The organism is Amycolatopsis sp. NPDC004378 (assembly GCF_053602455.1).
In genome coordinates, this window is sequence record NZ_JBSGDR010000002.1 from 228020 (window position 1) to 253449 (window position 25430).

Annotated in this window: 26 protein-coding genes; 10 read left to right on the forward strand and 16 right to left on the reverse strand. The window is 70.9% G+C overall.

The window, feature by feature from the left end:
- Nucleotides 1-57 precede the first annotated feature (57 nt).
- Nucleotides 58-987: a bifunctional helix-turn-helix transcriptional regulator/GNAT family N-acetyltransferase gene (locus ACWEN0_RS08770; protein WP_451970505.1), complete on the forward strand. Its 930-nt coding sequence runs from the start codon at nt 58-60 to the stop codon at nt 985-987.
- Here the strand turns inward: ACWEN0_RS08770 and ACWEN0_RS08775 are convergent.
- On the reverse strand, nt 984-1559 hold the full coding sequence (locus ACWEN0_RS08775) for a peroxidase-related enzyme (protein ID WP_451970507.1): 576 nt from the start codon (nt 1557-1559) through the stop codon (nt 984-986). The two genes, ACWEN0_RS08770 and ACWEN0_RS08775, sit on opposite strands and share 4 nt — an antisense overlap.
- 32 nt (nt 1560-1591) lie before the next feature.
- On the opposite strand from ACWEN0_RS08775, the gene ACWEN0_RS08780 reads away from it, so the two are divergent.
- Nucleotides 1592-2194, forward strand: a complete 603-nt coding sequence (locus tag ACWEN0_RS08780; protein ID WP_451971955.1) for a hypothetical protein — start codon at nt 1592-1594, stop codon at nt 2192-2194.
- Here the strand turns inward: ACWEN0_RS08780 and mctP are convergent.
- The gene (mctP, locus tag ACWEN0_RS08785) at nt 2191-3846 is read right to left on the reverse strand and encodes a monocarboxylate uptake permease MctP (protein WP_451970509.1); all 1656 of its coding nucleotides are present in this window, start codon (nt 3844-3846) and stop codon (nt 2191-2193) included. The genes ACWEN0_RS08780 and mctP overlap by 4 nt on opposite strands.
- A complete protein-coding gene (locus tag ACWEN0_RS08790) occupies nt 3843-4121 on the reverse strand; it encodes a DUF3311 domain-containing protein (RefSeq protein ID WP_451970512.1) in 279 nt (92 codons plus the stop codon). Before ACWEN0_RS08790 ends, mctP begins: the two co-directional genes overlap by 4 nt.
- 189 nt (nt 4122-4310) lie before the next feature.
- Between ACWEN0_RS08790 and ACWEN0_RS08795 the strand changes: the two genes are divergently transcribed.
- From ACWEN0_RS08795 to ACWEN0_RS08805, 3 genes are all read left to right on the forward strand, one after another.
- Nucleotides 4311-5930 carry an alpha/beta hydrolase gene (locus ACWEN0_RS08795; protein WP_451970515.1) on the forward strand — a complete coding sequence of 540 codons (1620 nt, stop codon included), beginning with the start codon at nt 4311-4313 and terminating at the stop codon, nt 5928-5930.
- A 112-nt stretch (nt 5931-6042) separates the two neighbouring features.
- On the forward strand, nt 6043-6315 hold the full coding sequence (locus tag ACWEN0_RS08800) for a helix-turn-helix domain-containing protein (protein WP_451970518.1): 273 nt from the start codon (nt 6043-6045) through the stop codon (nt 6313-6315).
- A 5-nt stretch (nt 6316-6320) separates the two neighbouring features.
- Entirely contained in the window at nt 6321-7148 is an 828-nt protein-coding gene (locus ACWEN0_RS08805; RefSeq protein WP_451970521.1) for a GNAT family N-acetyltransferase, read from the forward strand.
- Here ACWEN0_RS08805 and ACWEN0_RS08810 read toward each other — a convergent pair.
- From ACWEN0_RS08810 to ACWEN0_RS08860, 11 genes are all read right to left on the reverse strand, one after another.
- The gene (locus ACWEN0_RS08810; RefSeq protein ID WP_451970525.1) at nt 7145-7723 is read right to left on the reverse strand and encodes an EndoU domain-containing protein; all 579 of its coding nucleotides are present in this window, start codon (nt 7721-7723) and stop codon (nt 7145-7147) included. The two genes, ACWEN0_RS08805 and ACWEN0_RS08810, sit on opposite strands and share 4 nt — an antisense overlap.
- 30 nt (nt 7724-7753) lie before the next feature.
- The gene (locus ACWEN0_RS08815) at nt 7754-9034 is read right to left on the reverse strand and encodes a hypothetical protein (RefSeq protein ID WP_451970528.1); all 1281 of its coding nucleotides are present in this window, start codon (nt 9032-9034) and stop codon (nt 7754-7756) included.
- Nucleotides 9028-9633, reverse strand: a complete 606-nt coding sequence (locus tag ACWEN0_RS08820; protein ID WP_451970531.1) for an ABC transporter ATP-binding protein — start codon at nt 9631-9633, stop codon at nt 9028-9030. The genes ACWEN0_RS08815 and ACWEN0_RS08820 overlap by 7 nt, the downstream gene beginning before the upstream one ends.
- On the reverse strand, nt 9630-10511 hold the full coding sequence (locus ACWEN0_RS08825) for an LLM class F420-dependent oxidoreductase (protein ID WP_451970533.1): 882 nt from the start codon (nt 10509-10511) through the stop codon (nt 9630-9632). The genes ACWEN0_RS08820 and ACWEN0_RS08825 overlap by 4 nt, the downstream gene beginning before the upstream one ends.
- A 13-nt stretch (nt 10512-10524) precedes the next feature.
- A complete protein-coding gene (locus ACWEN0_RS08830) occupies nt 10525-11367 on the reverse strand; it encodes a TIGR03621 family F420-dependent LLM class oxidoreductase (RefSeq protein ID WP_451970536.1) in 843 nt (280 codons plus the stop codon).
- 79 nt (nt 11368-11446) lie between these two features.
- A complete protein-coding gene (locus tag ACWEN0_RS08835; protein WP_451970539.1) occupies nt 11447-13267 on the reverse strand; it encodes a phosphoenolpyruvate carboxykinase (GTP) in 1821 nt (606 codons plus the stop codon).
- 350 nt (nt 13268-13617) lie between these two features.
- Entirely contained in the window at nt 13618-14325 is a 708-nt protein-coding gene (locus tag ACWEN0_RS08840) for a hypothetical protein (protein WP_451970542.1), read from the reverse strand.
- Between the two features lie 104 nt (nt 14326-14429).
- Nucleotides 14430-16268 carry a dynamin family protein gene (locus tag ACWEN0_RS08845; protein WP_451970545.1) on the reverse strand — a complete coding sequence of 613 codons (1839 nt, stop codon included), beginning with the start codon at nt 16266-16268 and terminating at the stop codon, nt 14430-14432.
- Nucleotides 16265-16744, reverse strand: coding sequence for a nucleotide exchange factor GrpE (locus ACWEN0_RS08850; protein ID WP_451970548.1), 480 nt, complete (start codon nt 16742-16744; stop codon nt 16265-16267). Before ACWEN0_RS08850 ends, ACWEN0_RS08845 begins: the two co-directional genes overlap by 4 nt.
- A gap of 66 nt (nt 16745-16810) precedes the next feature.
- On the reverse strand, nt 16811-17458 hold the full coding sequence (locus tag ACWEN0_RS08855) for a hypothetical protein (RefSeq protein WP_451970550.1): 648 nt from the start codon (nt 17456-17458) through the stop codon (nt 16811-16813).
- Between the two features lie 58 nt (nt 17459-17516).
- Nucleotides 17517-19034, reverse strand: a complete 1518-nt coding sequence (locus ACWEN0_RS08860; protein ID WP_451971958.1) for a dynamin family protein — start codon at nt 19032-19034, stop codon at nt 17517-17519.
- Nucleotides 19035-19225: 191 nt separating this feature from the next.
- On the opposite strand from ACWEN0_RS08860, the gene ACWEN0_RS08865 reads away from it, so the two are divergent.
- Nucleotides 19226-20392 carry a sensor histidine kinase gene (locus tag ACWEN0_RS08865; protein ID WP_451971961.1) on the forward strand — a complete coding sequence of 389 codons (1167 nt, stop codon included), beginning with the start codon at nt 19226-19228 and terminating at the stop codon, nt 20390-20392.
- Nucleotides 20389-21045 carry a response regulator gene (locus tag ACWEN0_RS08870; RefSeq protein ID WP_451970552.1) on the forward strand — a complete coding sequence of 219 codons (657 nt, stop codon included), beginning with the start codon at nt 20389-20391 and terminating at the stop codon, nt 21043-21045. The genes ACWEN0_RS08865 and ACWEN0_RS08870 overlap by 4 nt, the downstream gene beginning before the upstream one ends.
- On the opposite strand, the gene ACWEN0_RS08875 is transcribed toward ACWEN0_RS08870, so the two are convergent.
- Complete coding sequence (locus tag ACWEN0_RS08875) at nt 21042-21953, reverse strand: SDR family NAD(P)-dependent oxidoreductase (RefSeq protein ID WP_451970554.1); 912 nt, start codon at nt 21951-21953, stop codon at nt 21042-21044. The two genes, ACWEN0_RS08870 and ACWEN0_RS08875, sit on opposite strands and share 4 nt — an antisense overlap.
- Nucleotides 21950-22537, reverse strand: a complete 588-nt coding sequence (locus ACWEN0_RS08880; RefSeq protein ID WP_451970557.1) for a TetR/AcrR family transcriptional regulator — start codon at nt 22535-22537, stop codon at nt 21950-21952. The genes ACWEN0_RS08875 and ACWEN0_RS08880 overlap by 4 nt, the downstream gene beginning before the upstream one ends.
- A 197-nt stretch (nt 22538-22734) precedes the next feature.
- On the opposite strand from ACWEN0_RS08880, the gene ACWEN0_RS08885 reads away from it, so the two are divergent.
- The 3 genes from ACWEN0_RS08885 to ACWEN0_RS08895 all read left to right on the forward strand — a co-directional run bounded on the left by ACWEN0_RS08885 (nt 22735) and on the right by ACWEN0_RS08895 (nt 25430).
- Entirely contained in the window at nt 22735-23673 is a 939-nt protein-coding gene (locus tag ACWEN0_RS08885; RefSeq protein WP_451970560.1) for an ABC transporter ATP-binding protein, read from the forward strand.
- 18 nt (nt 23674-23691) lie between these two features.
- On the forward strand, nt 23692-24441 hold the full coding sequence (locus ACWEN0_RS08890; RefSeq protein ID WP_451970563.1) for an ABC transporter permease: 750 nt from the start codon (nt 23692-23694) through the stop codon (nt 24439-24441).
- Nucleotides 24442-24521: 80 nt separating this feature from the next.
- A complete protein-coding gene (locus ACWEN0_RS08895) occupies nt 24522-25430 on the forward strand; it encodes an ATP-binding cassette domain-containing protein (RefSeq protein ID WP_451970566.1) in 909 nt (302 codons plus the stop codon).

A 25430-nucleotide genomic window follows, 5' to 3' on the forward strand; every position in this document is an offset into this window, starting at 1 on the left:
CGGCGTGGCCGTCCGCAGTATTCTTTGACTTCGTCAACGAGTTTGTTGAGGTGGTCAATGAACGACGCTCAGCTGGCCGACCGGGTGGCCGCGGTCCGCGCCTTCAACCGGCTCTACACCGGGGTCATCGGCGTGCTCGACGAGGGCCCGGCGGACGCCGAGTACTCGCTGCCGGAAGCACGCGTGCTCTTCGAGCTGGCCCACCAGGACCCGCTGCCGGTCACCGACCTGCGCAAACGGCTCGACCTCGACGCCGGCTACGCCAGCAGGCTGCTCGGCCGCCTCGAAGCGCGCGGGCTGGTCGAGCGCGAACGGTCCGGCGAGGACGCCCGCCGCCAGCTCGTCCGCCCGACCGCGGCGGGCCGGGACGCGTTCGCCGTCCTGAACGCCCGGTCCACCGAGCAGATCGGCGGGCTGCTCCGCCGCTTCCCCGACGAAGACCAGCGGCGGCTGCTGACCGCCATGCGCACGATCGGCGACCTCGTCGGCGACGGCCGGCGCGACCCCGTACTCGTCCTCCGGCCGCCACGACCGGGCGACCTCGGATGGGTGGTCGAACGCCACGGCGCGCTCTACGGCCGCGAGTACGGCTTCGACGACCGGTTCGAGGGACTGGTCGCCCGGATCGTCGCGGACTTCGTCGAAACCCGCGCCGACCCGCGGCAGGCGTTCTGGATCGCCGAGCTCGACGGCGAGCGCGTCGGCAGCATCGCGTGCACCGGTGGGCCGGACGCGGACACCGCGAAGCTGCGGCTGCTGCTGCTCGAGCCGTCGGCCCGCGGGCACGGCGTGGGCAAGCGGCTGGTCACCGAGTGCGTCGAGTTCGCCAGGGCGCACGGCTACCGGGGGATGGAGCTATCGACGGTCTCGATCCTGACGGCCGCGCGCTCGATCTACCGCGCGGCCGGCTTCGAGCTCGTCGGCGAAGCGGACTTCGACACCTGGGGCCCGAAGCTGACCGACGAGACCTGGCGCCTGACCTTCTAGCGCGGTACGCGGCCGAGCAGGTAGAACTCCGGGTTCGGCCGCAGGGCCGTGAGGTGGGCGAGCCGGTTCGACATCGCGAACAACGCCGTGATCGCGCCGACGTCCCAGATCTCGTCGTCGGTGAGGCCGGCGTCCCGCGCCGCTTCGATGTCGGCGTCGCCGAACAACGCCGAGTCCTGGGCCAGGGCGAGCGCGAGGTCGACGATCGCGCGGCCGCGCTCGTCCAGCTCCACCTGCCACGGGTTGCTCGACACCCGGTCGGCCAGCTCGGGGTCCTTGGCGCGGATGCGCAGGATGGCGCCGTGCGCGACGACGCAGTAGGTGCAGTGGTTGGCCCCGGACGTCGCGACGACGACCAGTTCGCGCTCGGCCTTGCTCAGTCCGCCGGAGCGCTCCATGAGGGCGTCGTGGTAGTCGAGGAAGGCCCGCAATTCGGCCGGGCGGTGGCCGAGGGCGCGGAAGATGTTCGGCGTGAACCCGGACTTCTCCGCGATCACGCCGACCCGCTCGCGCAGGTCTTCGGGCAGGTCTTCGCGGTCCGTGACGGGGAACCGGCTCACCGAGTCGCTCATACCCCGCACGCTAGTCGTGGTTGGCTGTGCTCGTGACGGACTACGTCGACGGGTACTGCGAACGCGTCGGGCCCGGGCTCTGGGGTGAGCCGCTCAACAGTCTCAGCAACCTCGCCTTCCTCGTCGCCGCGCTGCTCGTCTGGCGGCTGGCCGCGGGGAACCGGACCGGGCGGCTGCTGGCCGTGCTGATCGGGCTGGTTTTCCTCGCCAGCACGGTCTTCCACCTGGTCGCGACGCGGTGGGCCGGGGCCGCGGATTCGGGGAGCATCCTCGTTTTCGTGCTGGTCTACGTCGTGGTGTTCGCGCGCGGGTACCTCGCCTGGCGATGGGCGTGGCTCGCCGCGCCCGCGTTCCTCGCGCTGACCGTCGTCACGGCCTTGCTGGGCGGCGGGCTCTACCTGTCCGCGTTGGTCGGGCTGTTCGCCATCGCCGCACTACTCGCCTTTTCGCGCGACGCCTATTGGACGCACTTCGCCGTCGCGGGCGCGATTTTCGCGCTCTCCCTGAGCCTGCGCACGCTCGACCGGGACGTGTGCGACTACGTCCCGGTCGGCACGCACTTCCTCTGGCACCTGCTCAACGGCGTGGTGCTCTACCTCGTCTCGCGGACGGTGCTGCTCCGAAACCGTCCTTAGTGGACACCGATGGGGCGCAAGTCCTTGTCGTGCTCGTCGGCCTGGTAGTCCTCGGGGTTCGTGTCGTCGGTGCCGTTGAACACCTTCAGCTGACGCGCGATGACCGTGAAGACCACCGCGACCACCAGGTTCGCGACCAGGGCCACGAAGCCCACGTAGATCTGGACCTGGGAGCCCGAGAACGGGTGCCAGCCGAAGATCGACATGTTGCCCAGCGCCAGCGCCGAACCGCCGAAGTGCTGCTTGCCGTTGGCCGGGTTGGGGATGCCGTACAGCATGATCAGGCCCCAGCCGATGCCGACGACCCAGCCCGCGATCAGGCCCCAGCGGTGGAACCAGCGCGTGTACAGCGCCAAAGCCACGGCCGGCAGCGTCTGCAGGATCAGCACGCCGCCGATGAGCTGGAGGTCGATCGAGAACTGCGGGTCGATCAGGATGATCACGGCCACCGCGCCCAGCTTCACGACCAGCGAAGCCAGCTTCGCCTGCTTCGCTTCTTCCTGCGGTGTCGCGTTCTTGCGGATGTACTCCTTGTAGATGTTGCGGGTCCACAGGTTGGCCGCGGCGATCGACATGATCGCGGCCGGCACCAGGGCGCCGATGCCGATCGCGGCGAACGCGATGCCGGCGAACCACGACGAGAACTGGTTGTCGAACAGCACCGGGACGATCGTGTTGCCGTCCGCCTTGCCGGTGGCCGCGTTCGTCAGCGGCTTGACGCCCGCCGTGATCGCGACGTACCCGAGCAGCGCCAGCAGGCCCAGCACCAGGGAGTACGCCGGCAGCGCGACCATGTTGCGCTTGATGACGTTGCGCCCGCGCGAGGCCAGCACGCTGGTCAGCGAGTGCGGGTAGAGGAACAGCGCGAGCGCCGAACCCAGCGCCAGCGTCGCGTACTGCAGCTGGTTGTTGGCCGTGAGCAGGATCGACCCGGCCGGCTTGCCGGTGGCCGGGCTCGGGGTGCCGAGCTTCTTCGCCGCCGTGTCGAAGATGTGCGACCAGCCGCCCAGCTTCGAGGGCAGGTAGATGATCGCCACGATGATGACGATGTAGATCAGGATGTCCTTGACGAACGCGATCAGCGCGGGCGCCCGCAGGCCGGACTGGTAGGTGTAGAACGCCAGGATCACGAACGCGACCAGCAGCGGCAGGTGCCCGACGATGCCCGAGCCGTTGATGCCCATCGTCCGCAGCACGGCCTCGAGGCCCACCAGCTGCAGCGCGATGTAGGGCATGGTCGCGACGATGCCGGTGATCGCGACGAGCAGCGCCAGCGTCGGCGAACCGAAGCGCCCGCGCACGAAGTCGGCCGGGGTGACGTAGCCGCGTGCGCGCGAGACCGACCACATCCGCAGCGCCGGGAGCAGCACGATCGGGTAGACGACGATCGTGTACGGCAGCGCGTACAGGCCGAGCGCGCCGGCGCTGAACACCAGCGCGGGCACCGCGACGAACGTGTAGGCGGTGTAGAGGTCGCCGCCGAGCAGGAACCACGTGATCCACGAGCCGAACCTGCGACCGCCGAGGCCCCACTCGTCCAGGTGGTCCAGCGTGCCCCCGGCCTTCCAGCGCGACGCCATGAAACCGAGCACCGTCACCAGCGCGAACAGCACGGTGAAGATGATCAGCTCGGGCCACTGCAGGTTGCTCATCGAGCGTCCCCCTCGTCCAGGTCGTCGACGCTCAGGTTGTCCGGGCCCTCAGCGGCGGGCTTGTCCCGCGTCATCAGGTACACGACCCAGGTGCTGAGCACCCCGACCGCGACCATCAGGAACTGGAACCAGTAGAAGAACGGCATCCCGAACAGCCGGGGACCGTCCATGTTGAACAGTGGCGTGACCAGGACCAGCAGCGGAACGATCAGGAGCAGGTGCCACGGGTTGAACCGCGACCCGCTCGCCTTCCCGTCGTGCTTCGCAGTCGACATCGGACCTCACCTAACACTCCCGTAACCGACCGCCTGACCTTAGAACCTGGGTGACAGGGAGTCACGTCTGTCCGGTATCGATTTGATCGCCACGGTCCGCGTTGCCGACCAACGTCGGTTGCCGTGCTCTGAGCGGCCCTATAGGAATAGCCCGACTCCACTGGCGAAAGACCCAAAAGGGGCAACCGAATGACACGACTCCGCTACGCGGTGGTGATCCCGGCGATCGCCGGCACCCTGCTGGCCGGGTTCACCCCCGCGTTCGCGGGCCAGGATTCAGCGGCCGGCAAGCAGCCGCTGAACTCCACGAACATCCCGGCCCAGTACGCGAACCAGAAGCTGGACTGGCACAAGTGCGCCGTCCCCTCCGAGCTGCCGACCGCCCCGCCCGCGGGTGCCGAGGACATGGAGTGCGCGACCTACAAGACGCCGCGCAACTGGTACCAGGCGAACGCGCAGATCGACCTGACCATCGCGGTCAGCCGGCTGAAGGCGACCAAGGACGCGACGGCCAGCGTCGTCACCAACCCGGGCGGCCCGGGGGCGCCCGGGCGCAACTTCCCGGCCCGCCTGCGCAACCAGCCGAAGCTGCGCGAGCACCAGGAGATCGTCGGGTTCGACCCGCGCGGCACCGGCAAGAGCACGAACATCACGTGCGGTGGCGCCATCGGCACCGGCTCGGACCTGGACCCGCGTGACCGCAGCAAGCAGAACCTGAACCTGATCCTCCAGGCGACGAAGTACGCGGCGCTGTCCTGCCAGCAGAAGTCCGGCGAGCTGGGCCCGCTGATCAACACCGACCAGACGGTCAAGGACATCGACCTGCTGCGCGTGCTGCTCGGCCGCGACAAGATCAACTGGGTCGGCTACTCGGCGGGCACCTGGATGGGCGCGCACTACGCGCAGGCCTACCCGACGCGCACCGGCCGGTTCGTGCTCGACTCCTCGACGGAGTTCACGACGACCTGGCAGAAGTCCTTCGACTGGCAGCCGCTCGGCTTCGAGCGCCGCTTCCGCCAGGACTTCCTCCCGTGGGTGGCGAAGTACGACAAGCTCTACCACTTCGGCACCACCGGCGAGGCGGCCCGCCAGACCTACGAGCAGGTCCGCTACGCCCTGACCCAGGGCGCGGTCACCCTGCCCGACGGCTCGAGCGTGTCGGCCAACGGCCTGGACTCCTTCATCGCGTCGCAGATCTACTCGAAGCGCGCCTTCCCGGGGCTGGCCGACTACCTGGTCAGCGTCCGCACCCTGACCCAGGGTGGCGCGTCGGCCCAGGCCAAGACGTCGGCCGCGCAGAAGGTCAAGGTCGCCGACAAGAGCACCGTGACGCCCGGCGCGCAGCCGCTGATGGTGCCGACCGACGGTGACTCCTACGACGCGTCGTTCTGGACCATCCCGTGCAACGAGGGTCCGTGGACCGGCTCGACCCAGAGCGCCATCAAGCAGTCGCAGAAGCTGATCGACCAGCAGCTGCCCCTGCTCGGCGCGGGCTGGTTCATCCAGCCGTGCCTGTTCTGGAAGAACACCCCGGCCCCGCTGCCCGTGCTGAACGGCAAGGGTGTCCCGCCGGTGCTGATCGTCGAGTCGGAGCACGACCCGGCGACGCCGATCGAGGGCGCGCGCCGCGCGCACAAGGCGTTCGACAACTCGCGGATGCTGACGATCACCGGCGAGGGTGACCACGGCATCTACGCGGGCGGCAACGCGGGTGTGGACAAGGTCGTGGAGGCCTACCTGGTCGACGGCGTCGTGCCGAACGACCAGAGCCTGCCCGGCATGCCACTGCCGGTGCCTCCGGGCGCCTGAGGGCACTAGATGTGGTGGGGCCCCGCCGAACTCCGGTTCGGCGGGGCCTTTTCCACACCTGTGCACAGAGTTGTCCACAGGCGGTGGACAACTCTGGTATTAGTATTGGCCCATGGTGCGGGTACCGCTGACGGACGAAGAGCGCGAACGGGGCGAACGCCTCGGCCAGGCGCTGCGGACGGCGCGCGCCGGCCGGAGCATGGTCGACGTCGCCGTCGAGGCCGGGATCTCGGTGGAGACGCTCCGGAAGATCGAGACCGGCCGCATCCCGACCCCGGCGTTCTTCACGGTCACGGCCATCGCGGACGCGGTGGGCCTGCCGCTCGACGAGCTGCGCGCGGCCGTCGCACCTGCTGCGTCACCACCGCTTTCCCAGGCGAGCTAGGTCTCTTGGACGCGCGCTGGCACCTCACCGAGGACATCGACGGCTTCCTCGCCCGGACTGGGGAGTTCCTGCGCTCCCGCCCCGCGCTGCACACTTCGCAGCTGACCCGGCTCGAGAAGCTGCGGACGCAGGAGGAGAAGGGCACCCTCTTCGGCCACCTTGAGCAGGAGGGTGAGGTCAGGGCCGTCTTCTACCGCCGCCCGTCGCAACGCCTGCTCCTCACCGCGGTCTCGCCCGAGCAGGCCGGTGCCCTGGCCTCGCAGCTGGCCGACCTCGGCGTTTCCCTGAGCGGCGTGACCGCCGAAGACGAGTCCGCGGCCGCGTTCGCCGAGGCGTGGCAACAGCGCAGCGCCGCGGTGCCGGTGGCCGGCGTGCGAGTCCGGCTCCACCGGCTCGGCTCGCTCACCCCGCCGGAGCCGGAACCCGAAGGCCACCCCCGGGAAGCGCCCGACCGGGCGGAGTTGATCCGCTGGTGCAGCGAGTTCGCCATCGCGGTCGGCCAGGCACCGCTCGCGGACGAACGCGCGTGGGCCGCCTCGAACTTCGCCGGCAAGCACTTCACGTTCTGGGACGCCGGAACGCCCGTCGCCATGGCGGGCTCGACCCCGATGCTGGCGGGCATGGTCCGGATCGATCCCGTCTACACCCCTGCCCGCTTCCGCGGACGTGGTTATGCGGGCGCCGTGACGGTCGCGGTGAGCCGGGCCGCGCTGGCCGCGGGCGCGACGGACGTGGTGCTCTACACCGACCCCGCCAACGTCACCAGCAACGCGCTGTACCGGCGCATCGGCTACCTCCCGATCGCCGGTTTCACCGGGTACGACTTCCGCTAGAGCCCGCGCAGCTGCCGCAGGATGTGGTCGCGGTCGTTGAGGAACGCGCAGCCCGCCACCGGCAGGTCGTAGCTGTTCAGCAGCTTCTCGAAGTCGGAGAGCTCGTCGGCCGAGAGCGCGAGGTCCACCTTCACCGCGTGCGCGGCCAGGACGTCGGCCAGCTCCTCCCACTCGCCCGACCACAGCAGCGTGCGGTAGTGCGTGTAGTCCTCCGGGGAGAGGCGGTCGCCGAGCATCGTCAGGACGTTGTCGGCGAAGAAGCTGATCCGGTTCTCCTTGAGGTCGGCGACCGTCGGGTTCGCCGGGTCGCGCGCCGCGTCGGGGTTGCGGATGACGCCCGGGCCCGCCACCGGGTACGCCGTGTGCACGTGGCCGTTGTCCTCGACAAGCACGATCAGGTGCACGTTGAACCGCTCGCCGGCGCACCGCCAGCGGCCGTTCAGCTGCTGCCGCCGCGCTTCGCTCGGGTCGTTGGCGACGTCCTTGACCACGGAGATGATGTGCTCGTCGGTCCAGCCGCGCGGGAACTCGCTGGTCGCCCTCCGCCCGACACCCGGTGCGTGTCCGCCGCCCACGGCTGCTCCCTTCGTCGTACCGAGCGTAGGTCAAACGGCGGCCGAGAGCACCACGATCCCGATGACCAAGAGGTCGAGACCCCGGAAGAGCTGCCGGGTGAGGTTGGCGGGCATCGGCCCGACCGGGGTGTCGACGAAGCCCGGGTTCGCGTAGTCGACGGCGGTGCGCGTGACCGTGCGCAGGATCGAAAGCACCGCGAGCGGCACGGCGAGCCAGGCGCCCGCGGTGAACGCCGTCCCGGCCGCCAGGGTGACGACGGCGAGCAGCGCCGCCCACGCGAGACCGGCCGCGGCGAGGACCACGCCGTGCGCCAGCACCAGTTCGCGGTTCGACGACCCCAGCCAGCGGCGACGGCCCGGGTTGCGCCACAGCTCGCCGAGCCCGGCGCCGTACGGCGTCAGCGCGACGTACCCGCCGAGGCCGGCCAGGACCGCGCCCGGCATCGTCGGCAACGCTATGTGCGCGACGACGACCGCGAAGGCGACCAACGCCGCCGCGCCCGCGTACCGCGAGCGGCCGAGCGTGCCCGCCCAGGCCAGCCGCAACGGTGCCGGGCGCGTCAGGGAAATCCGGCCGATCGGCGCGGACGGCGGCAGCAGCATCATCGGGTCGAGGAACGTGACGGCGACCGAGCGCAGCACCCGGCCGTCCCAGCCGGCGAGCAGCGCGGACCGGCCCGCGCGCGCCACCGGCTCACCGCCGAACGCCAGCGGCAGCGCCGCGACCAGCACCCCCGCCGCGACGCACTGCACGGTCAGCGGGCCGAGGCCGAACGCGGCGACCGCCAGCCCGAAGACCGCCAGCGCCAGCGGGCCGAGCGCGTCGAACCACAACGACGTCCGGCGCGCCGAGGTGAACGCGACCACGCCGGTCGCGACGACGACCGCGATGCCCGCCCGCCACAGGTCGAGCCCGGCCCCGCCGACGGCGAGCATCAGCGCGGCCAGGTAGCCGGTCACCGCCACGACGCCGGTCCAGGCGCCGAGCAGCCGCAGCGTGACGACGCGGCCGCGGTCGACCGGCGCGAAGTCGAGCCAGGTCAGCTCCGCCGGCTCGACCCAGGCGAACCCGCGGCGCAGCAGACCGCGCCAGGCCACCGCGCAGCAGAGCGTCAGCAGCCCGAGCACGGCCGGGAAGTCCACGACCGCCGAGCCGTAGACCGCCTTGCGCCAGGCGTCGACGTGGAAGAACGCGGTGAACAGGAACCCGAAACCGAACAGGAAGACGAACGTCGCGGTGTCGCCGCTGAAGATCCCGCCGAACCGCTTGCGGCCCGGGATCCGCATCCGGCGCGGCGCGAGCGTCACCACAGTTCGAGCACGCTGTCCGCCGCTTCGAGCAGCGGCGGGTGGTGCGTGGCCACCACGACCGCCGCGCCGGCCGCCGTCGACCGGGCGATCACCTCGACCAGCCAGTCCTTGCCCGCGACGTCGAGGGCGCGCTCCGGCTCGTCGAGCAGCAGCACGCGGTGCGGGCGCGCGGTGACGCCGAGCAGGAGCAGCCGGCGGCGCTGGCCCGCCGAGAAGTGCCCGGCCGTGACGCGCATGCGTTCGCCGAGGCCGGCGTCGCGCAGCAGCTCCTCGTGGTCGCCGAGGTCGGCGCCGAACGAGCCGGACAGCAGTTCCAGGTGCTGCAGCGGGGTCAGCTCGGCGAAGAAGTCGGAGTCGTCGAACAGCACGGACACCTTGCGGCGGAACTCGACGTCCCGCTCGTCCGGCACGTCGCCGTCCACGAGCACGCGGCCGTGCTGGGGCTTCTGCATGCCGTAGAAGCAGCGCATCAAAGTCGACTTGCCGACGCCGTTCGGCCCGACGATCGCGGCGCACTCGCCGGGGTCGACCGAGAAGTCCAGGTCGTCGAACAGCCACAGTTCGCCGGCCCGGACCCCGATGCCCCGCGCGTCGATCATCGGAGGTGCTCGAGGACCGGCGCGAACTCGTCGAGGAACATCTCGAGGATGGTGAAGTAGGTGAAGCCGAACCGCTCTTGGTGGCCGCGCAGCTGGTCCGCGATCTGCGCCGGTGTGCCGACGAGGGCGATCGGCAGCTCGCCGATCTGTTCGGGGCTCAGGCCGCCGCCTACGAGCTGCGAAAGCTCGGCCAAGCCGGCCGCGCGGTTGTTCGTGACCTTCACGAACTGGCAGAGCAGGTTGAACTCCACTTCGGACTCGCGCTCGCCGAGCTTCGCCCGGACGAACGCCACGCGCTCGTCGACGTCCTCGGGCGGGGCCGCGGCGATGGGCGCGCCGTCGGGGGTCTTCGCGGTGCCGGTGAAACCGATGATGTCGGCGTGCTCGACGGCCAGCCCCAGCACGCGGTCACCGCGCCCGCCGAGCAGCAGCGGCGGGCCTTCGGGGCGGACCGGCGCGGGCTTGTGCTCCGGGTCGGCGTAGAGGCGCTTCAGTTCGAGGATCGTCTTTTCGAGGTGGTCGACGCGCTCGCGGGCGGACGGGAACGGCATCCCGGCCGCCTCGAACTCCGCCTTGACGTACCCGGCGCCGAGCCCGAGCTCCAGGCGTCCGTCGGTGAACTGGTCCGTGCCCGTGACGTCGCGGGCCAGCAGCACGGGGTTGTAGAAGGGCGCGTTGAGCACGAAGGTGTTCAGCTTGACGCGCGAGGTGACTTCGCCCGCGAGCACCAGCGCGGGGAACGGCGTGGCCATGCCGAGGTGGTCGGCGACCGACAGCACGTCGTAGCCGAGGTCCTCGACCTTGCGGCACTTCTCCGCCCACGCGGCGCGGCTGTCCGGCACGACCATGTTGACGCCGAAGCGGAAATCCCCAGTCATACCGACAACATACTCAGCGGAGCTTTTCGATCACCGGCGCGAGCCTGGTCAGGTCCTCTTCGACCACGGTGAAGTAGCTGACCCCCAGGGTTTCCCGCGTGCGCAGCAGCTGCTCGGCCGCGGCTTCCGCCGAGCCGACGACGACGGTGGGCAGCTCGCCGAGCTCGTCGACGCCGAGGTGCGGGACCAGCCGGTGCGCGGCTTCGAGCGCCACGCGCCGGCCGTCGGTGATCCGGACGAAGTGGATCAGCAGGTTGAGCTCGGCGTCGCGCTCGCCGAGCGCTCGTTTCACGAAGCCGACGCGCTCGGCGATCGCGTCCGGGCCGGCCAGGGCCAGCCGGCCCTCGGCCGCGCCGGGCGCGGTGCCGGTGAACGCGATGGTGTCGGCGTGCTCGGCGGCGAAGGCCAGCATGCGGTCGCCGCGCCCGCCGAGCAGCAGCGGCGGCCGGGGCCGGCCTTCGTAGGCGCGCTCGATCTCGGTGACCGCGCGGACGAGCCGGTCGAACCGCTGCCCCGGCGTGCCCCACTCGATCCCGGCCGCCTCGAACTCCGCGCGGACGTACCCCGCGCCGATGCCGACCTCGATGCGGCCGCCCGTGAACTCGTCGAGCCCGGTGACGTCGCGGGCCAGCAGCACCGGGTTGTGGAAGCTCGCGTTGAGCACGTAGGTGTTCAGCCGGACCCGCTCGGTGGCCTCGGCGGCGAGCAGCAGGGCCGGCACCGGCGCGACCCGCCCGAGGTGGTCGACCACCCCGACGACGTCGTAGCCGAGGTCCTCGGCCTGCCGGCACTTGGCCACCCACTCGGCCCGGGAGCCGGGCACCACCAACGCCACGCCGAACCGGAACGGTCTCATGTCGCGAAGGTACCCCGGCAAGGGAGAAGGGGACGGCTCCCGGATGCGGCCGGGAGCCGTCCCCCTCTGCTCAGGGTGTTCAGCCGAGGCGCTGGGCCAGCGCGTCGAGCTCGTCACGCAGCGAGGTGGGGACCTCGCCGATCTTCTCGAACCACTCCTGGATCAGCGGCAGCTCCTCGCGCCACTCCTCCGGCTTGACGTCGAGGGCGGCCTGGATGTCCTCGATCGGCTCGGTGAGGCCCTCGGTGTCCATGTCCTCGGCGCGCGGCACGTAGCCGATCGGCGTCTCGACGGCGTTGCCGCGGCCCTCGACCCGCTCGATGACCCACTTGAGCACGCGCGAGTTCTCGCCGAAGCCCGGCCACAGGAACCGGCCGTCGTCGCCGCGGCGGAACCAGTTGACGTAGAAGATCTTCGGGAGCTTGTTCGCGTCGGCGTTCTTGCCCAGGTTCAGCCAGTGCTTGAAGTAGTCACCGGCGTGGTAGCCGAGGAACGGCAGCATCGCCATCGGGTCGCGGCGCACGTTGCCGACCGCGCCGGCCGCCGCCGCCGTGGTCTCCGACGACATGGTGGCGCCCATGAACACGCCGTGCTGCCAGTCGCGGGCCTCGTTCACCAGCGGCACCGTGGTCTTGCGGCGGCCGCCGAACAGGATCGCCGAGATCGGGACGCCCTTCGGGTCGTCCCACTCGTCGGCGAGGATCGGGCACTGCGACATCGGCGTGCAGTAGCGCGAGTTCGGGTGCGCGGCCTTCTCGCCCGACTCCGGCGTCCAGTCCTCGCCCTTCCACGACGTCGCGTGGGCGGGCTTGTTCTCCATGCCCTCCCACCAGATGTCGCCGTCGTCGGTCAGGGCGACGTTCGTGAAGACCGTGTTGCCCTTCTCGATCGTGCGCATGGCGTTCGGGTTGGTGTGCCAGTCGGTGCCCGGCGCGACGCCGAAGAAGCCGAACTCGGGGTTGACCGCGTACAGGCGGCCGTCCTCGCCGAAGCGCATCCACGCGATGTCGTCGCCGAGGGTCTCGGCGCGCCAGCCCGGGATGGTCGGCTGCAGCATCGCGAGGTTGGTCTTGCCGCAGGCGCTCGGGAACGCGGCCGCGACGTAGTGGACCTTGTCCTCGGGCGAGATCAGCTTGAGGATCAGCATGTGCTCGGCCAGCCAGCCCTCGTCGCGGGCCATCACCGAGGCGATGCGCAGCGAGTAGCACTTCTTGCCCAGCAAGGAGTTTCCGCCGTAACCCGAGCCGTAGCTCCAGATCGCGCGCTCCTCGGGGAAGTGCGAAATGTACTTCGTCGTGTTGCAGGGCCAGGAAACGTCCTTCTCGCCCGGTTCGAGCGGCGCGCCCACGGAGTGCAGCGCGGGCACGAATTCACGCTCGGTGCCGTCCGGCGCGACGAACTTGTCGAGCGCGGCCTGGCCGGCGCGGGTCATCACGCGCATCGACGCGACGACGTACGCGAAATCGGTGATTTCGATACCCAGCTTGGGGTTCTCGTCGCCGAGCGGGCCCATGCAGAACGGGATGACGTACATCGTGCGGCCACGCATCGAGCCCCGGTAGAGCTCGGTCATGGTGGCCTTCATCTCGGCCGGGTCCATCCAGTTGTTGGTCGGGCCGGCGTCCTCGGGACGCTCCGAACAGATGAAGGTGCGGTCCTCGACGCGGGCGACGTCGTTGGGGTCGGAAGTGGCCCAGAAGGAGTTGGGCTTGGACTTGAGCTGCACGAACGTCCCGGCCTCGACCAGTTCCTGGTTGATCCGGGCGGCCTCTTCGTCTGACCCGTCGACCCACACCACACGGTCCGGGGTGGTCAGCTCGGCGACCTCCCGGACGAAGGACAGCACGCCAGTGTGCGTCGTCGGCGCGGTGTCCAGTCCGGGGATGGCGACTGCGGTCATCTCTACTCCTGACTTCCGACGACAAAAGAGCCCACACCGGGAACGACGCTGTTCCGGCGCGGGCCTCATTGCCGACGACGAATGGCTTCGCACACCGGCTGGCGAACCGGTGTGCGTGTTTTGGGATTCCCCGAGAGTAGCCGCATGACCGGCAAGTAACCGAGAGCTGACGTGTAGGTTCTCTCACAAGAACGATAAGGGAATCGATTCAGACGTCACCGGATCGGTGTATTCGCTGAAAATCTTCCGGTGACCGCTGTCACGCCTGTGACCTGGTCGTTTTCATTTTCGACATGAAGAAAGCCCGGCTCTCGCGCACCGGGCTTTCAAACTGTGACCTGGGTTACGTTTCAGTTGGGCGAGATCCACTGCCCGGTGCCGGAATCGATGCGCGCGACGCCCTCGAGGGTCTGCGTGCCGGCCGCGCCCCACGCGGCGTCGTCGGCCGGGTCGCCGAGCTGCTGCTCGCCACCCGGGTCCACCAGTCCACTGGAGACCTCGGTCCACTGGCCGGGTCCGGTGTGCTCGAACGTGGTGGTCGTACCGTCCGATTCGGTCTGCACCGCGATGTCGGCCTCGCCGTCGCCGTCCTTGTCGGTGAAGGCGATGGTGCCGCCGCTCTTCGTCTCGACGATGGCGGTGTCGTTGTGGCCGTCGTGGTCGGTGTCGATCGTCGCGACGCCCGCGTCGACCTCGCCGTCGGGCATGTCCGCGTGGATGTGGCCGCCGGAGCTGTCGTCGTGGCCGGTGCCGGAGTCGTCGTGGCCGCCGCCCGAGGACTGGATCCACTCACCGCTGGCCTCGTCGTAGACGGCCTGCTCGACGACGTGCCCGCTCGAGTCCAGCACGGCGTACTGGTCGGCCTCGCCGTCGTGGTTCGTGTCGATGAAGGCCTGGGACGTGCCGTCGTCGTGCTCGACGATCGCGGTGTCGTTGACGCCGTCGTGGTTCAGGTCGTAGTTGACCTCGGCCTGGTACTCCTGACCGTCGACGTGGACGGTCATCGCGTCCGGGCTGGAGGCGTCGGTGTCGCTGCCGCCACTCTCGTCGACCCACATGGGACTTCCCCCTTTTGTACCGGGTAACGCCGTCTCTGACCTGCTGTCCGAGGGTATGACTCACCGTATGCCGGTTCGGTTCCGCTCCACAACCGGACGGGCGGTCAGGCCGTCTTGTCCCGCAGTGCCCGGATCCGCGTCAGGAAGGCTTCCGCCCGGTCACGGCCCTCGGAAACCTCTTTGAGCCGCTTCGAGGCGATCGCGATCTTCTTGGCGCGTTCCTGGGCACCCATCTTGATCGTCTTGTCGACTTCCTTCAGCTCGGCCTCGATCGCGTCGATGCGCCGGCCCAGCGCCTCGTCGAGCGCCATCGACAGCTGCTGCTCGGCTTCGATGAGCTGCTCGGCGACGAGCTGGTCGAGCGTCGCACGGGCGTCCGCGATGGCTTCGACCAGCCACTGCTTCATGTGCTGCTTGTCGGCCGCGTGCTTGCGCGTGCGGGCCATCCACCAGCCGGCGCCGAGGCCGATGATGATCGTCGCGGGCAGCACGACCGGGTTGAGGATCGCGACGCCGGCCAGCGGCAGCGCGGCGACCTTGCCGGCGCCGACGCCGCCCGAGATGCCCATGAAGACGAGCAGCTTGTCCTCGGCCGTCGGCGGCTTCTTGTCCGGCGGGCGCAGCACCACCGGCGGGCCGCCGGCCCGGGCGAACTGCGCGCGGATGACGTCCAGCTCTTCGGGCGAGAACAGCTCCGCCAGCGAGACGTTGGTGACCTGGTTGAGGCGTTGCGAGAGCAGCATCGAGATCCGCTGCGACGTCGTCTGCAACGCGATGTCGACCTGCTGGGGGAGCGCGGCCAGCTCGTCGCGCTTGGCTGCGTCGATCAGCTGGCGGAAGTGGGTCTGCGCGTCCCGCATCTGCCGCGCGCTCTCGTGCCCGACCTCGACGCGCGTGCGCTGCACCTCGCCGCGCAGCTTGAGCTGCCAGCCGCGGGTCGACGTCCGGCGCTCGGCCTGCAGCTGGTCACGGCGTTCACGCAGCTGCTCGGCCTCGGCCTCACCCGCGGACAACGCCCGGCTCTCGGCCTGCAGCTTCGCCCTGATTTCCCCCAGCGCGCTCGACAGCGCACGCAGGGTGTTCGCCTCGCCGAGCATCGCCGAACGGCCGACGAGCAGCTCCTGCAACGCCGTCTGCACCGCGGCGACGCCGGACTTCTCCCGCAGCATCGCCGCCATCTGCTCGTTGGGCGCCTTGGCCGCAGTCTCGAACAGCCGCGCCGACACCGGGTGGAAGACCGCGTCGGCGAAGCGGGGCGCGTGGTCGCGCAGCAGCTGCCGGTCGGCTTCCATCACCTCCCGCCAGCCGCGGAACATGTCGACCTTGGTCAGGGCGAACACCACGGTCTCGACGCGCTCGCCGACGTCGCGCAGGAACTGCAGCTCGGTCGAGGTGAACGGCGCCGAGGCGTCGACGACGAACAGCAGCGCGGTCGCGCCCGCGGCGGCTTCCTTGGCCAGCTCGCCGTGCAGCGAGTCGAGCCCGCCGACCCCCGGGGTGTCGACCAGGGAAAGCCGTTCGAGCAGCGGCACCGGCCCGGTGACTTCGACGTACCGCGGCGGGAGCTGGCCCGGCGGCAGCTCGTGCGCGGCGGACACCCAGTTGATCAGCTGGCCGAGGTCGATCGGCACCGGCGCGAGCTGGCCGGGGTAGCAGGCCTGCGCGCCCCACGCGCCGGCGTGGTCGAACACCAGGTAGGTCGCGGTGGCGACGTCGGCGTCCACCGGGGACAGTCCCGGCGCCGCGAGCAGGGCGTTGACCAGCGAGCTCTTGCCGCGGTTCGTCTCGCCGACGACCACGACCGACGGCTTCTTCGGCCGGGCCCTGCGGACCTCGTCGACCCACTTCGCGGCGTCCGGGTCGGCGTCCCGGACGACGGTCAGCAGCTGGTCTCGCGCCGTCTGGACCTGCGCGGGCAGGCTCGGCGCCGTCGGAGCGCTCACGAGCTCTTCTTCGCGTAGACGGTGACGACCGGGGCGCGCAGCAGGCGGTCGTGGTCGGCGAACCCGGTGACCTCGGTTTCGGCCACGATCCCGTCGAGCGCCGGGTCGTCGGTGGGGACGGCGCCGCCCGCCTCGTGGCGGGCCGGGTCGAACCGCTCGCCGTCGGGCCGCAGGGCCTGGACGCCGACCGCGGCGAGCCCTTCCTCCAGGCGCTCGACGACGCCGCCGCTGCGGGCGCGGTCCAGCGCGTACAAGCACATCTGGATCAGCGCCTGGCGGTCGGCCAGCGCACGATCCAGCTCCGACGTGGCTACCTGCTGCAGGGGGTGCACATCCGTGTCCGACGCGGGGGTTCCGGCTTCGGTTCCCTTTTCGGCGTCGGCCTCTTCGATGATCGCGGCGATGCTCACGGCCGCGATCTGGCCGGTCGGGGCGTCGTCGGGCTCGACCGATCCGTCCCTGCGAAACCACGCCATGCGCACCACCCCGTCCGGTTCCGCCAGATTCCACCAGTCTGGCCGGCCCGGCCGCCATCCGGGGGCTCAGACGAGCTGGTCGATCACCTCGCGGAGCACGGCTTCGAGGCCGGGGCCGTCCTCGGCCAGCCGGGACGAGACGAGCAGCTGGTCCTCGGCCGTGCGCAGCCAGATCGGCCCGGCGACGGAGATCTCGATGACGTTCAGGCGGAACGGGTACGCCCGCCGGCCCAGCCGCACCTCGGCCTCCCGGACGAGCTGGCCGAGCCGCTCGCCGGCCACGATCTGACGCCGGTAGAAGCCGGGCGCCCACGGCGTGCCGTTCGCCGGCTCGCCCGCGCCGCGCAGGGCGGGCCCGCGCGCGTTGGCGAAGTGGCGGGCCGCGGCCGGGCCGAAGAAGTCGACCGCCTGCCGCATCGCCGACCCCTGCGCGAGCGCGGGCCGGCCGAAGCGGGCGCGCGGGCTGCGGGGGTCCGGGTCTTCCCGGTTGCGGAGGAACGCGAGCAGGTCGACCCACCAGTCGGCCCACTGCGCCTGGACGGCCACGCGGTCGATCTCCGGCGGGACGTGCACCGGGACCTGCGGCTCCACCGGCGGCAGCACCTGTCCTTCGGAAACGGACAGGGCCAGGGCGTCACGGATGTACAGCGCGACGTCGATCTCGTTCTCGCTGCTCCAGCCCGCTCGCCAGGATGTCGTGTGTTCTAGGCGCACATTCCCACAGTACGCGGGAAACGGCCCCGACCAGGCAAAGTCGGCAAGCAGAAACAACTCAGGCTTCGCGAACCTGTTGCCAGATCAAGAAGTACGCGCGGTGCACGACGTGTGCGACGCGGCTCTGCGCCGGCGTCGCGCCGAAGGACGCGAAGGACCGCCACCAGCCCGCGCGTTCGAGCGCGTGCGCCGCCAGCTCCGGCCGGGCGGCGCCGGGCTTGCCGAGCTGGGCGCCGATGTCGGCGTTGCTGCCGACCCGCAGCACCTCCTCCGACAGGTCCTCCGGCATGTCGACCGCACCGGAGGCGACCAGGGTCAGTGCCTCGAGCAGCCGCAGCTGGTGGGCCTCGGGCTTGGCGAGCAGCACCTCGATGGCGTCGTGCACGCGCTGGCGTTCGGCCGGATCGCCCGAGGCGTGCGCGAGCGCGGTGACCGAGGCGAGCGCGGCCGCCGCCTTGATGCCGTCGGCGCGGGCGGCGAAGACGATCGACAGCCGCTGCCGCACCGCTTCCAGCCCGGACGCGTCGAGCAGCGAGCGCCGCAGGGCGCCCGCCGTGATCTCCGGTTCCTTGCGGATGGCCTCGACGGCGTGCGAGATGCCGAAGAGGTCCAGCTTCTCCAGCAGCCGCAGCCGGGTGCCCGCCGGGACGTCGCACTCCCAGCTGGTGAAGATGTCGGCCGACATCAGCATGGTCTGCAGGACGTCGTCGTCGAGCTCGGCGAGCTGCCGCAGCGCCTCGGCGTCGGCGGAGGTGAACCCGCCGGACTCGGCGGACTCGGCGATCAGCCCGATCACCGGCAGCACGTCGGCCACGCGCGGCTTCAGCGTGCTCGCCTGCTTCTCCGACAGGATCGTCGCGGCCTTCCAGACGTCTCCGCCGGAGCCGTCGACCGACTCGGGCGCGATCGTGTCGGCCTTGTTGAGCACGGCGATGGCGTTGACCGGGCCGGCCTCGCGGCTCGCGGTGGCCGCGGTGAACGCGGCGAGGGCCTGCTGGTCGTCGGCGCGCACGCCCTGCGTGACGACGTAGAGCACGGCTTCGGCACCGGCGACGGCGTTGCGCGAGGTGTCGTCGAGCTCGTCGGAGCCCTCTTCCTCTTCTTCGTCCTTGCGGTGCTTCGCGGCGCCCAGCAGCTGCTCGGTCCGCGACACCGAGGCGGCGTCGAGCGAACCCAGGCCGGGGGTGTCGATCACCGTCATGCCCTGCAGGACGGCGTTAGTCAGGTACGCCTCGATGTGCGACACCTTGTCGATGTCGACGCCCAGCTCGGCCGGGATCATGCCGTCGGAGGCGAAGGGCAGCACCTGCTTGCGGCCGTCGGTGAAGACGATCTCGACGCGGTCGACCGTGCCGTACTGGAAGCGGGTCACCAGCCGCGTGCACTCACCGATGTCGGTCGGCGCGACCCGGCGCCCGATCAGCGCGTTGACCAGCGTCGACTTGCCCGACTTGATCCGCCCGGCGACGGCCACCTGCAGCGGCGCGCCGAGCCGGCGCAGCACCTCCGCGAAGCCGGCCGCGGTGCGCGCGGAAACCTGCGACTGCAGGCGGTGACACAGGTTGGCCACCGACATCGACAGCGGACCCGCGAGCCGGCCCTGCTCCGGTGACGTCACGGCCCCCAGCCCTCCCCGGTCGAACGGACAACCCCGTGAATCGTGCCATGGTGCTCATCCCGAGGTCGCACCGAAGGTGCTACCGGCGACCGACGCGCGGTCCCGGGCCCGGGACCTAGTGTTGTCTGGTGCGACGGCTGAGCCTCTGGATGCGTGCCCACCCCATGGCGGGCGACACGGTGCTCGCTGTCCTGCTCGGGCTGATCGACATGCTGTTGTTCGTCGCCGACCAGTTCGCCGAGCTGCCCGAGCTGCCGCCCTGGTACGTCGCCGTGCCGATCAACATCGCGATGGTGGCGCCGCTGGTGTTCCGGCGGAAGTCGCCGCTGTGGTCGGCCTACGTCGTGCTCGTGGTCAGCATCGTGCACGCGACGCTGATGCTGGGCATCGGCAGCGCCGCCGGGCTCGCGATGAGCCTCTACTCGGTCGTGGTCTACGCCGGCCGCCGCCAGGGGCTCGTGTTCGTCGGCGCGGTCATCCTCTCGTCGGCCGTGCAGCTGGCGCTGGCCCCGCCGGACGACGAACTCGTCATCGCGATCGTGTTCCTCGCGTTCGGCATCGCGCTGTGCTGGACGCTCGGCGAGTTCGTCGGCGCCCGGCGCGCCTACGACGTGGAAGTGGAGGCCAGGTTGCACCTGCTCGAGACCGAACGGGACCAGGCCACCCGGATCGCGGTGGCCGAAGAGCGCGGGCGGATCGCGCGCGAACTGCACGACGTCGTCGCGCACGCGGTGAGCGTCATGGTGGTGCAGGCCGACGGCGCGTCCTACGCGATCGAGAGCAACCCCGAGCTCGCGCAGCGGGCCCTGCAAACGATTTCCGAGACCGGCCGCGGCGCGCTCGGCGAACTGCGGCGCCTGCTCGACGTGCTCCGCAGCGACGACGCCGACGGCGAGCCGCGCGTCCCGCAGCCGGACGCGCACGCGCTCGCCGAGCTGGCCGAGCGGATGCGCACCGCCGGCGTGCCGGTGGAGCTGGAGACCGACGACCTCGGCGACCTGCCCGCCGGCGTGTCGCTGGGGATCTACCGGATCGTCCAGGAGTCGCTGACCAACACGCTCAAGCACGCCGGGCGCGGCGCGACCGCGGCGGTGCGCGTGCACCGCACCGGCGACCTGGTGGAGGTGGTCGTGTCCGACGACGGCGCGGGCCGCGTCCCGCAGCTGGCCGGTGCCGCTCGGCGGCTGCCGGGCGGCAACGGCCTGATCGGCATGCGCGAACGCGCGCACGTGTACGGCGGGACGCTCGACGTGGGCCCCGCTCCGGGCGGTGGGTGGCAGGTCCGCGCGGAGCTGCCGGTTAGGTTGGACAAGTGATCCGTGTCGTGGTCGTCGACGACCAGGAACTGATGCGCGTCGGGTTCCGGATGGTGCTGGGCGCGCAGGCCGACATCGACGTCGTCGGCGAGGCGGGCGACGGCGCGCAGGCGATCGAGCTGGCTTCGCGGCTGCGGCCCGACGTCGTCCTGATGGACGTCCGGATGCCGGTGCTCGACGGGGTGGAGGCGACCAAGCGGATCGTCGCCGCCGGCACCGCGCGCGTGCTGGTGATGACGACGTTCGACCTCGACGAGTACGTCTACTCGGCACTGCAGGGCGGGGCCAGCGGGTTCCTGCTCAAGGACACCCAGCCCGACCACCTGGTGTCGGCGCTGCGGGCGGTCGCCTCGGGCGACGCGGTGGTCTCGCCGTCGGTGACCCGCCGGCTGCTCGACCGCTTCGTCGGCGCCGGCGGCGCACCGATGCGGGACACCGCGGAGCTCGACGTGCTCACCGACCGCGAGCGCGAGGTGCTCGTGCTGATCGCCAAGGGCCTGTCGAACCTGGAGATCGCCGAGACGTTGTTCCTCTCGGAAGCGACGGTGAAGACGCACGTCGGGCGGATCCTGGCGAAGCTGGACCTGCGGGACCGGGTGCAGGCCGTGGTGCTGGCCTACGAAACCGGCCTCGCCCGGCCCGGCCTCGCCTAGCGGAAGTCGTCCGGTGGGGTGGTCACCGGGTCCTTGCCCGCGTGGCGGACGTCGGTGAGCCAGCGGCCGAAGTCCGGGCGGTCGCCGTCGACGTCGGTGTAGCCGTACTCCTTCATCAGCGTCCAGGACGCCAGGGTTTGGCCCGCGAAGCGGGCGACGTCCGGGTCCTGCGCCAGGGCCGCGACACCGCGGGCCAGCAGGTACGGCGTCTCGGAGATCTTGAAGTCGACCGGGGCGAGCTTGCCGACCGCGTCGCGCCAGTTGTCCTCGGTGACCTCGAAGTGGTCGAGCATCGACTCCGAGCGCAGGAAGCCCGGCGTGACGGCCAGGCCGACGCAGTCGTTCTTCTTCAGCTCCACGCCCAGTGCCCGGCCGAGTGCGCGGATGCCGCACTTCGCCAGGTAGTAGGGGAGGCCGGCGCCGACGTAGTCGTCGTTGTCGCCGTCGGTCACCTCCAGCACGAGCCCGCGGCGCGCGACGACCAGCGGCAGCAGCTTGTGCAACGCGATGAGGTGGGTGTCGAGCGCGTTGTGCGTCAGGGTGAGCGCGTCCTCCAGGGGCGTCTCCCAGAACGGCGCGTCGAAGTGGAAGTACATGTCGCCGCCCCAGACGTCGTCGACCAGGATGTCGATTCCGTCCACTTCGGACTCGATGCGCGCCTTCAAAGCGTCCACATCGGACACCGAGGTGAAGTCGCAGCGGACGACCACCGCGCGCCCGCCGGCCGCCTCCACCAGCTCGCCCGTCTCTTCGATCGTTTCCGGGCGCTTCAGCGGTGACGCCGTTTCGCGCGTGGTGCGGCCGGTGACGTACACCGTCGCGCCCGCGCGGCCCAGCTCCACCGCGATCGCCCGGCCGCAGCCCCGGGTCGCCCCCGTGACCACGGCCACCTTGCCCTGCAAGCTCATGCGTCCTCCCGTCCCCGCCACGCGGAGAGCACCGCGTCGACGTCTTCCGCCAGCCGGTCGGCCAGCCGCCCGTGCGGCCGGATCGACCAGTCGATCGACACCCCGTTGATGACCCCGAGCACCGCCCGCGCGGCCCGCGGCGCGCTCGGCGCGTGCGGCAGCGCCGAAGCCGCCGCCCGCACCAGCCGTCGCAGCTCCGCTTCCACCGCCGTGAAGTGCTCGCCCAGCAGCGACCGCAGCACCGGGTCGCCGATGTCCACGCCGAGCTGGCCCAGGTGGTTCGCCGCTTCTTCGGCGTCCCCGAGCACCGCGTAGACCGCCACGGCCGCTTCGCGCAGGCCGTCGACCGGGTCGTCCACCCGCTCGGCGCACTCCCGCATCTGCTCGACCGCCCGCCGCGTGGCCCGCCGGCTCATCGCCTGCAGCAGGCCGCTCTTGGAGCCGAACCGCTGCGCCACCGTGCCGACCGAGACACCCGCCTCCGCGGCGACCTGCGCGAGCGTGAAACCGGGGCCGCAGCGGCCGATCACGGTCTCCGCCGCACCCAGCAGCCGCTCGTCGGTGATGCTCCTCGGCCGGGCCACGTCATTATTGAACCACAGTTCATTAATGACGGCGAATCAGGGTCGGCTCAGGGTCATCACGGATCGCGCCTCGGCCGAAAAGCCAGCAAGGTACTACTCAGGTAGGGGGAACGGTTCGGCCTCCAGGGTGACGCGCGAACCGGCCCCGACCCGCGACGATGAACGCGTCGTAAGCGAGGGGCGGAAGAGGAGCAGTCATGATCGAGGCAACCGGCCTCACCAAACGGTACGGAAAGACACTGGCGGTGAACAACCTGTCGTTCTCCGTGTCCGCGGGTCAGGTCACCGGCTTCCTCGGCCCGAACGGGGCGGGCAAGTCCACGACGATGCGCATGATCCTCGGCCTGGACACCCCGACGGGCGGTCAGGTCACCATCGGCGGCAAGAAGTACCACGACCTCAAGGAACCGCTGCGCACCGTCGGCGCGCTGCTCGACGCGAAGTGGGTGCACCCGAACCGCTCGGCGCGCGCCCACCTGCAGTGGATGGCGAAGTCCAACCGCATCCCGGCCGCCCGCGTCGAAGAGGTGCTCGAGACCGTCGGCCTGACCAGCGTCGCCGGCAAGCGCGCCGGCGGGTTCTCGCTCGGCATGTCGCAGCGGCTCGGCATCGCCGCGGCCCTGCTCGGCGACCCCGAGGTGCTCCTGTTCGACGAGCCGGTGAACGGCCTGGACCCCGAGGGCATCCTCTGGATCCGGAAGTTCATGCACCGGCTGGCCGACGAGGGCCGCACCGTGTTCGTGTCGAGCCACCTGCTGTCCGAGATGGCACTGACCGCGAGCAACCTCGTGGTGATCGGCCGCGGGCAGCTGATTTCGCAGTCCTCGACACAGGACTTCGTCGCCCGCGCGGCGGAGAACACGGTCAAGGTCCGCTCACCGCAGCTGCCCGAGCTGCGGGACGCCCTGCAGCGCGCGAGCGCCGGCGTCACCGGCGACGCGACCGCGCTCGTGGTGTCCGGGATGGACAGCGACAAGATCGGCGAAATCGCCGCCGCCAACCGCATCGTGCTGCACGAGCTGAGCCCGCAGACCGGCTCGCTCGAGCAGGCCTTCATGCAGATCACCGGCGACTCCGTCGAGTACCACACCGGGCTCGACGCCGAGGCGCAGCACGTGCTCGAGTCCGCCAAGTAACCGGGGAAACCAAAGACCATGAACCTGCTCGCGGTAGAACGCATCAAGCTGTTCTCCACCCGCTCGCCGTGGTGGTGCGCACTCATCACCCTGGCCCTGTCCGTCGGCTTCGCCGCCATCCTGGCGAGCGCGACCGAGGCGACCGACTCGCTGTCGGTCTCCGCCACCCAGTTCGGTGCCTCGCAGTTCGGCATCCCGGTCGTCATGGTGCTCGCCGCCCTCGCGGTGACCACCGAGTACCGCTTCAACACCATCCGCACGACCTTCCAGGCGGTGCCGCACCGCTCGCCGGCGCTGGTCGCCAAGGCCGTCGTCGTCGCCCTGCTGGCGCTGGTCCTCGGCGAGCTCGCCGCCTTCGGCGCGTGGGGCCTGGGCGTGCTCATGCGGCCGAACGACCACCTCGGCCTGCACACCACGCAGGAGTGGCTGAACGTCGCCGGCATCGGGCCGGTCTTCGCGATCAGCGCCGTGCTCGCGGTCGCGATCGGCGTCCTGGTCCGGCACAGCGCCGGGGCGATCGCCCTGCTGCTCATCTACTACTTGGCCGTGGAAGAGCTGGTGCAGCTGATCCCGAAGATCGGGCACCACATCCACGAGTGGCTGCCGTTCAACGTGGCCAACAAGTTCCTCCGCGGCTCGGAGGTGGTCAACGGCCCGGCGCCGTCGGACTCGCCGCTGAGCGCCGGCTGGGCGCTGGCGTACTTCGCCGGCATCGCCATCGTGTTCCTGCTCGTCGCGCTCGGGGTCGCGAAGAAGCGGGACGCCTGAGGGGATAAGGGGAAAAACGGGAATCCGGGTCGCACTGTCGGGGGGCGACCCGGATTCCCGTTTCTCGGTAGGCTTCCCGGGTGATCGAAGCGAACGCGCTGACCAAGCGGTACGGCGCCACCACCGCCGTCGACGAACTCACGTTCACCGCCCGGTCCGGGCGCGTCACCGGCTTCCTCGGCCCGAACGGCGCCGGGAAGTCCACGACCATGCGGCTGGTCCTCGGCCTCGACACGCCCGACGCGGGCACCGTGCTCGTCGACGGCGTCCCCTACCGGCGGCTGAAAGATCCACTCCGGACGGTCGGCGCGATGCTGGACGCCACCTGGCGCCACCCCGGCCGCAGCGGGCGCGACCACCTGCGCTGGCTGGCCGCGACCAACGGCATCCCGGACAAGCGCGTCGAAGAGGTCCTGACGCTCGTCGGGCTGTCGAGCGTCGCCAAGACGCGCGTCCTGCAGTACTCGCTCGGCATGCAGCAGCGGCTGGGGATCGCCGCCGCGATGCTCGGCGACCCGCGCGTGCTGCTGTTCGACGAGCCGGTGAACGGCCTCGACCCCGAGGGCATGGCCTGGATCCGGCAGCTGCTGCACGCGCTCGCCGCCGAGGGCCGGACCGTGTTCGTCTCCAGCCACCTGCTGCCCGAGATGGCGCAGACCGCGCAGGACCTGGTCGTGATCGGCCGGGGCCGGCTGATCTACCAGGGCACCATGGCCGACTTCGTGGCGCGCACGAGCGAGCACGGAGTGCGCGTGCGCACCCCGCACGCGGCCGAGCTGCGGGCCGCGCTGACCGGCCAGGCGCAGTTCACCGAGGCGGACGGCGCGTTCGTGGTGTCCGGAATGGACAGTGACCGGATCGGGCAGCTCGCCTTCGACGCCGGCGCGACCCTGCACGAGCTCAGCCCGATCACCGGCTCGCTCGAGCAGGCCTACCTCGACCTGACCCGCGAAGCCGTCGAATTCTCTGCCGTGGAGGCCACCCGATGA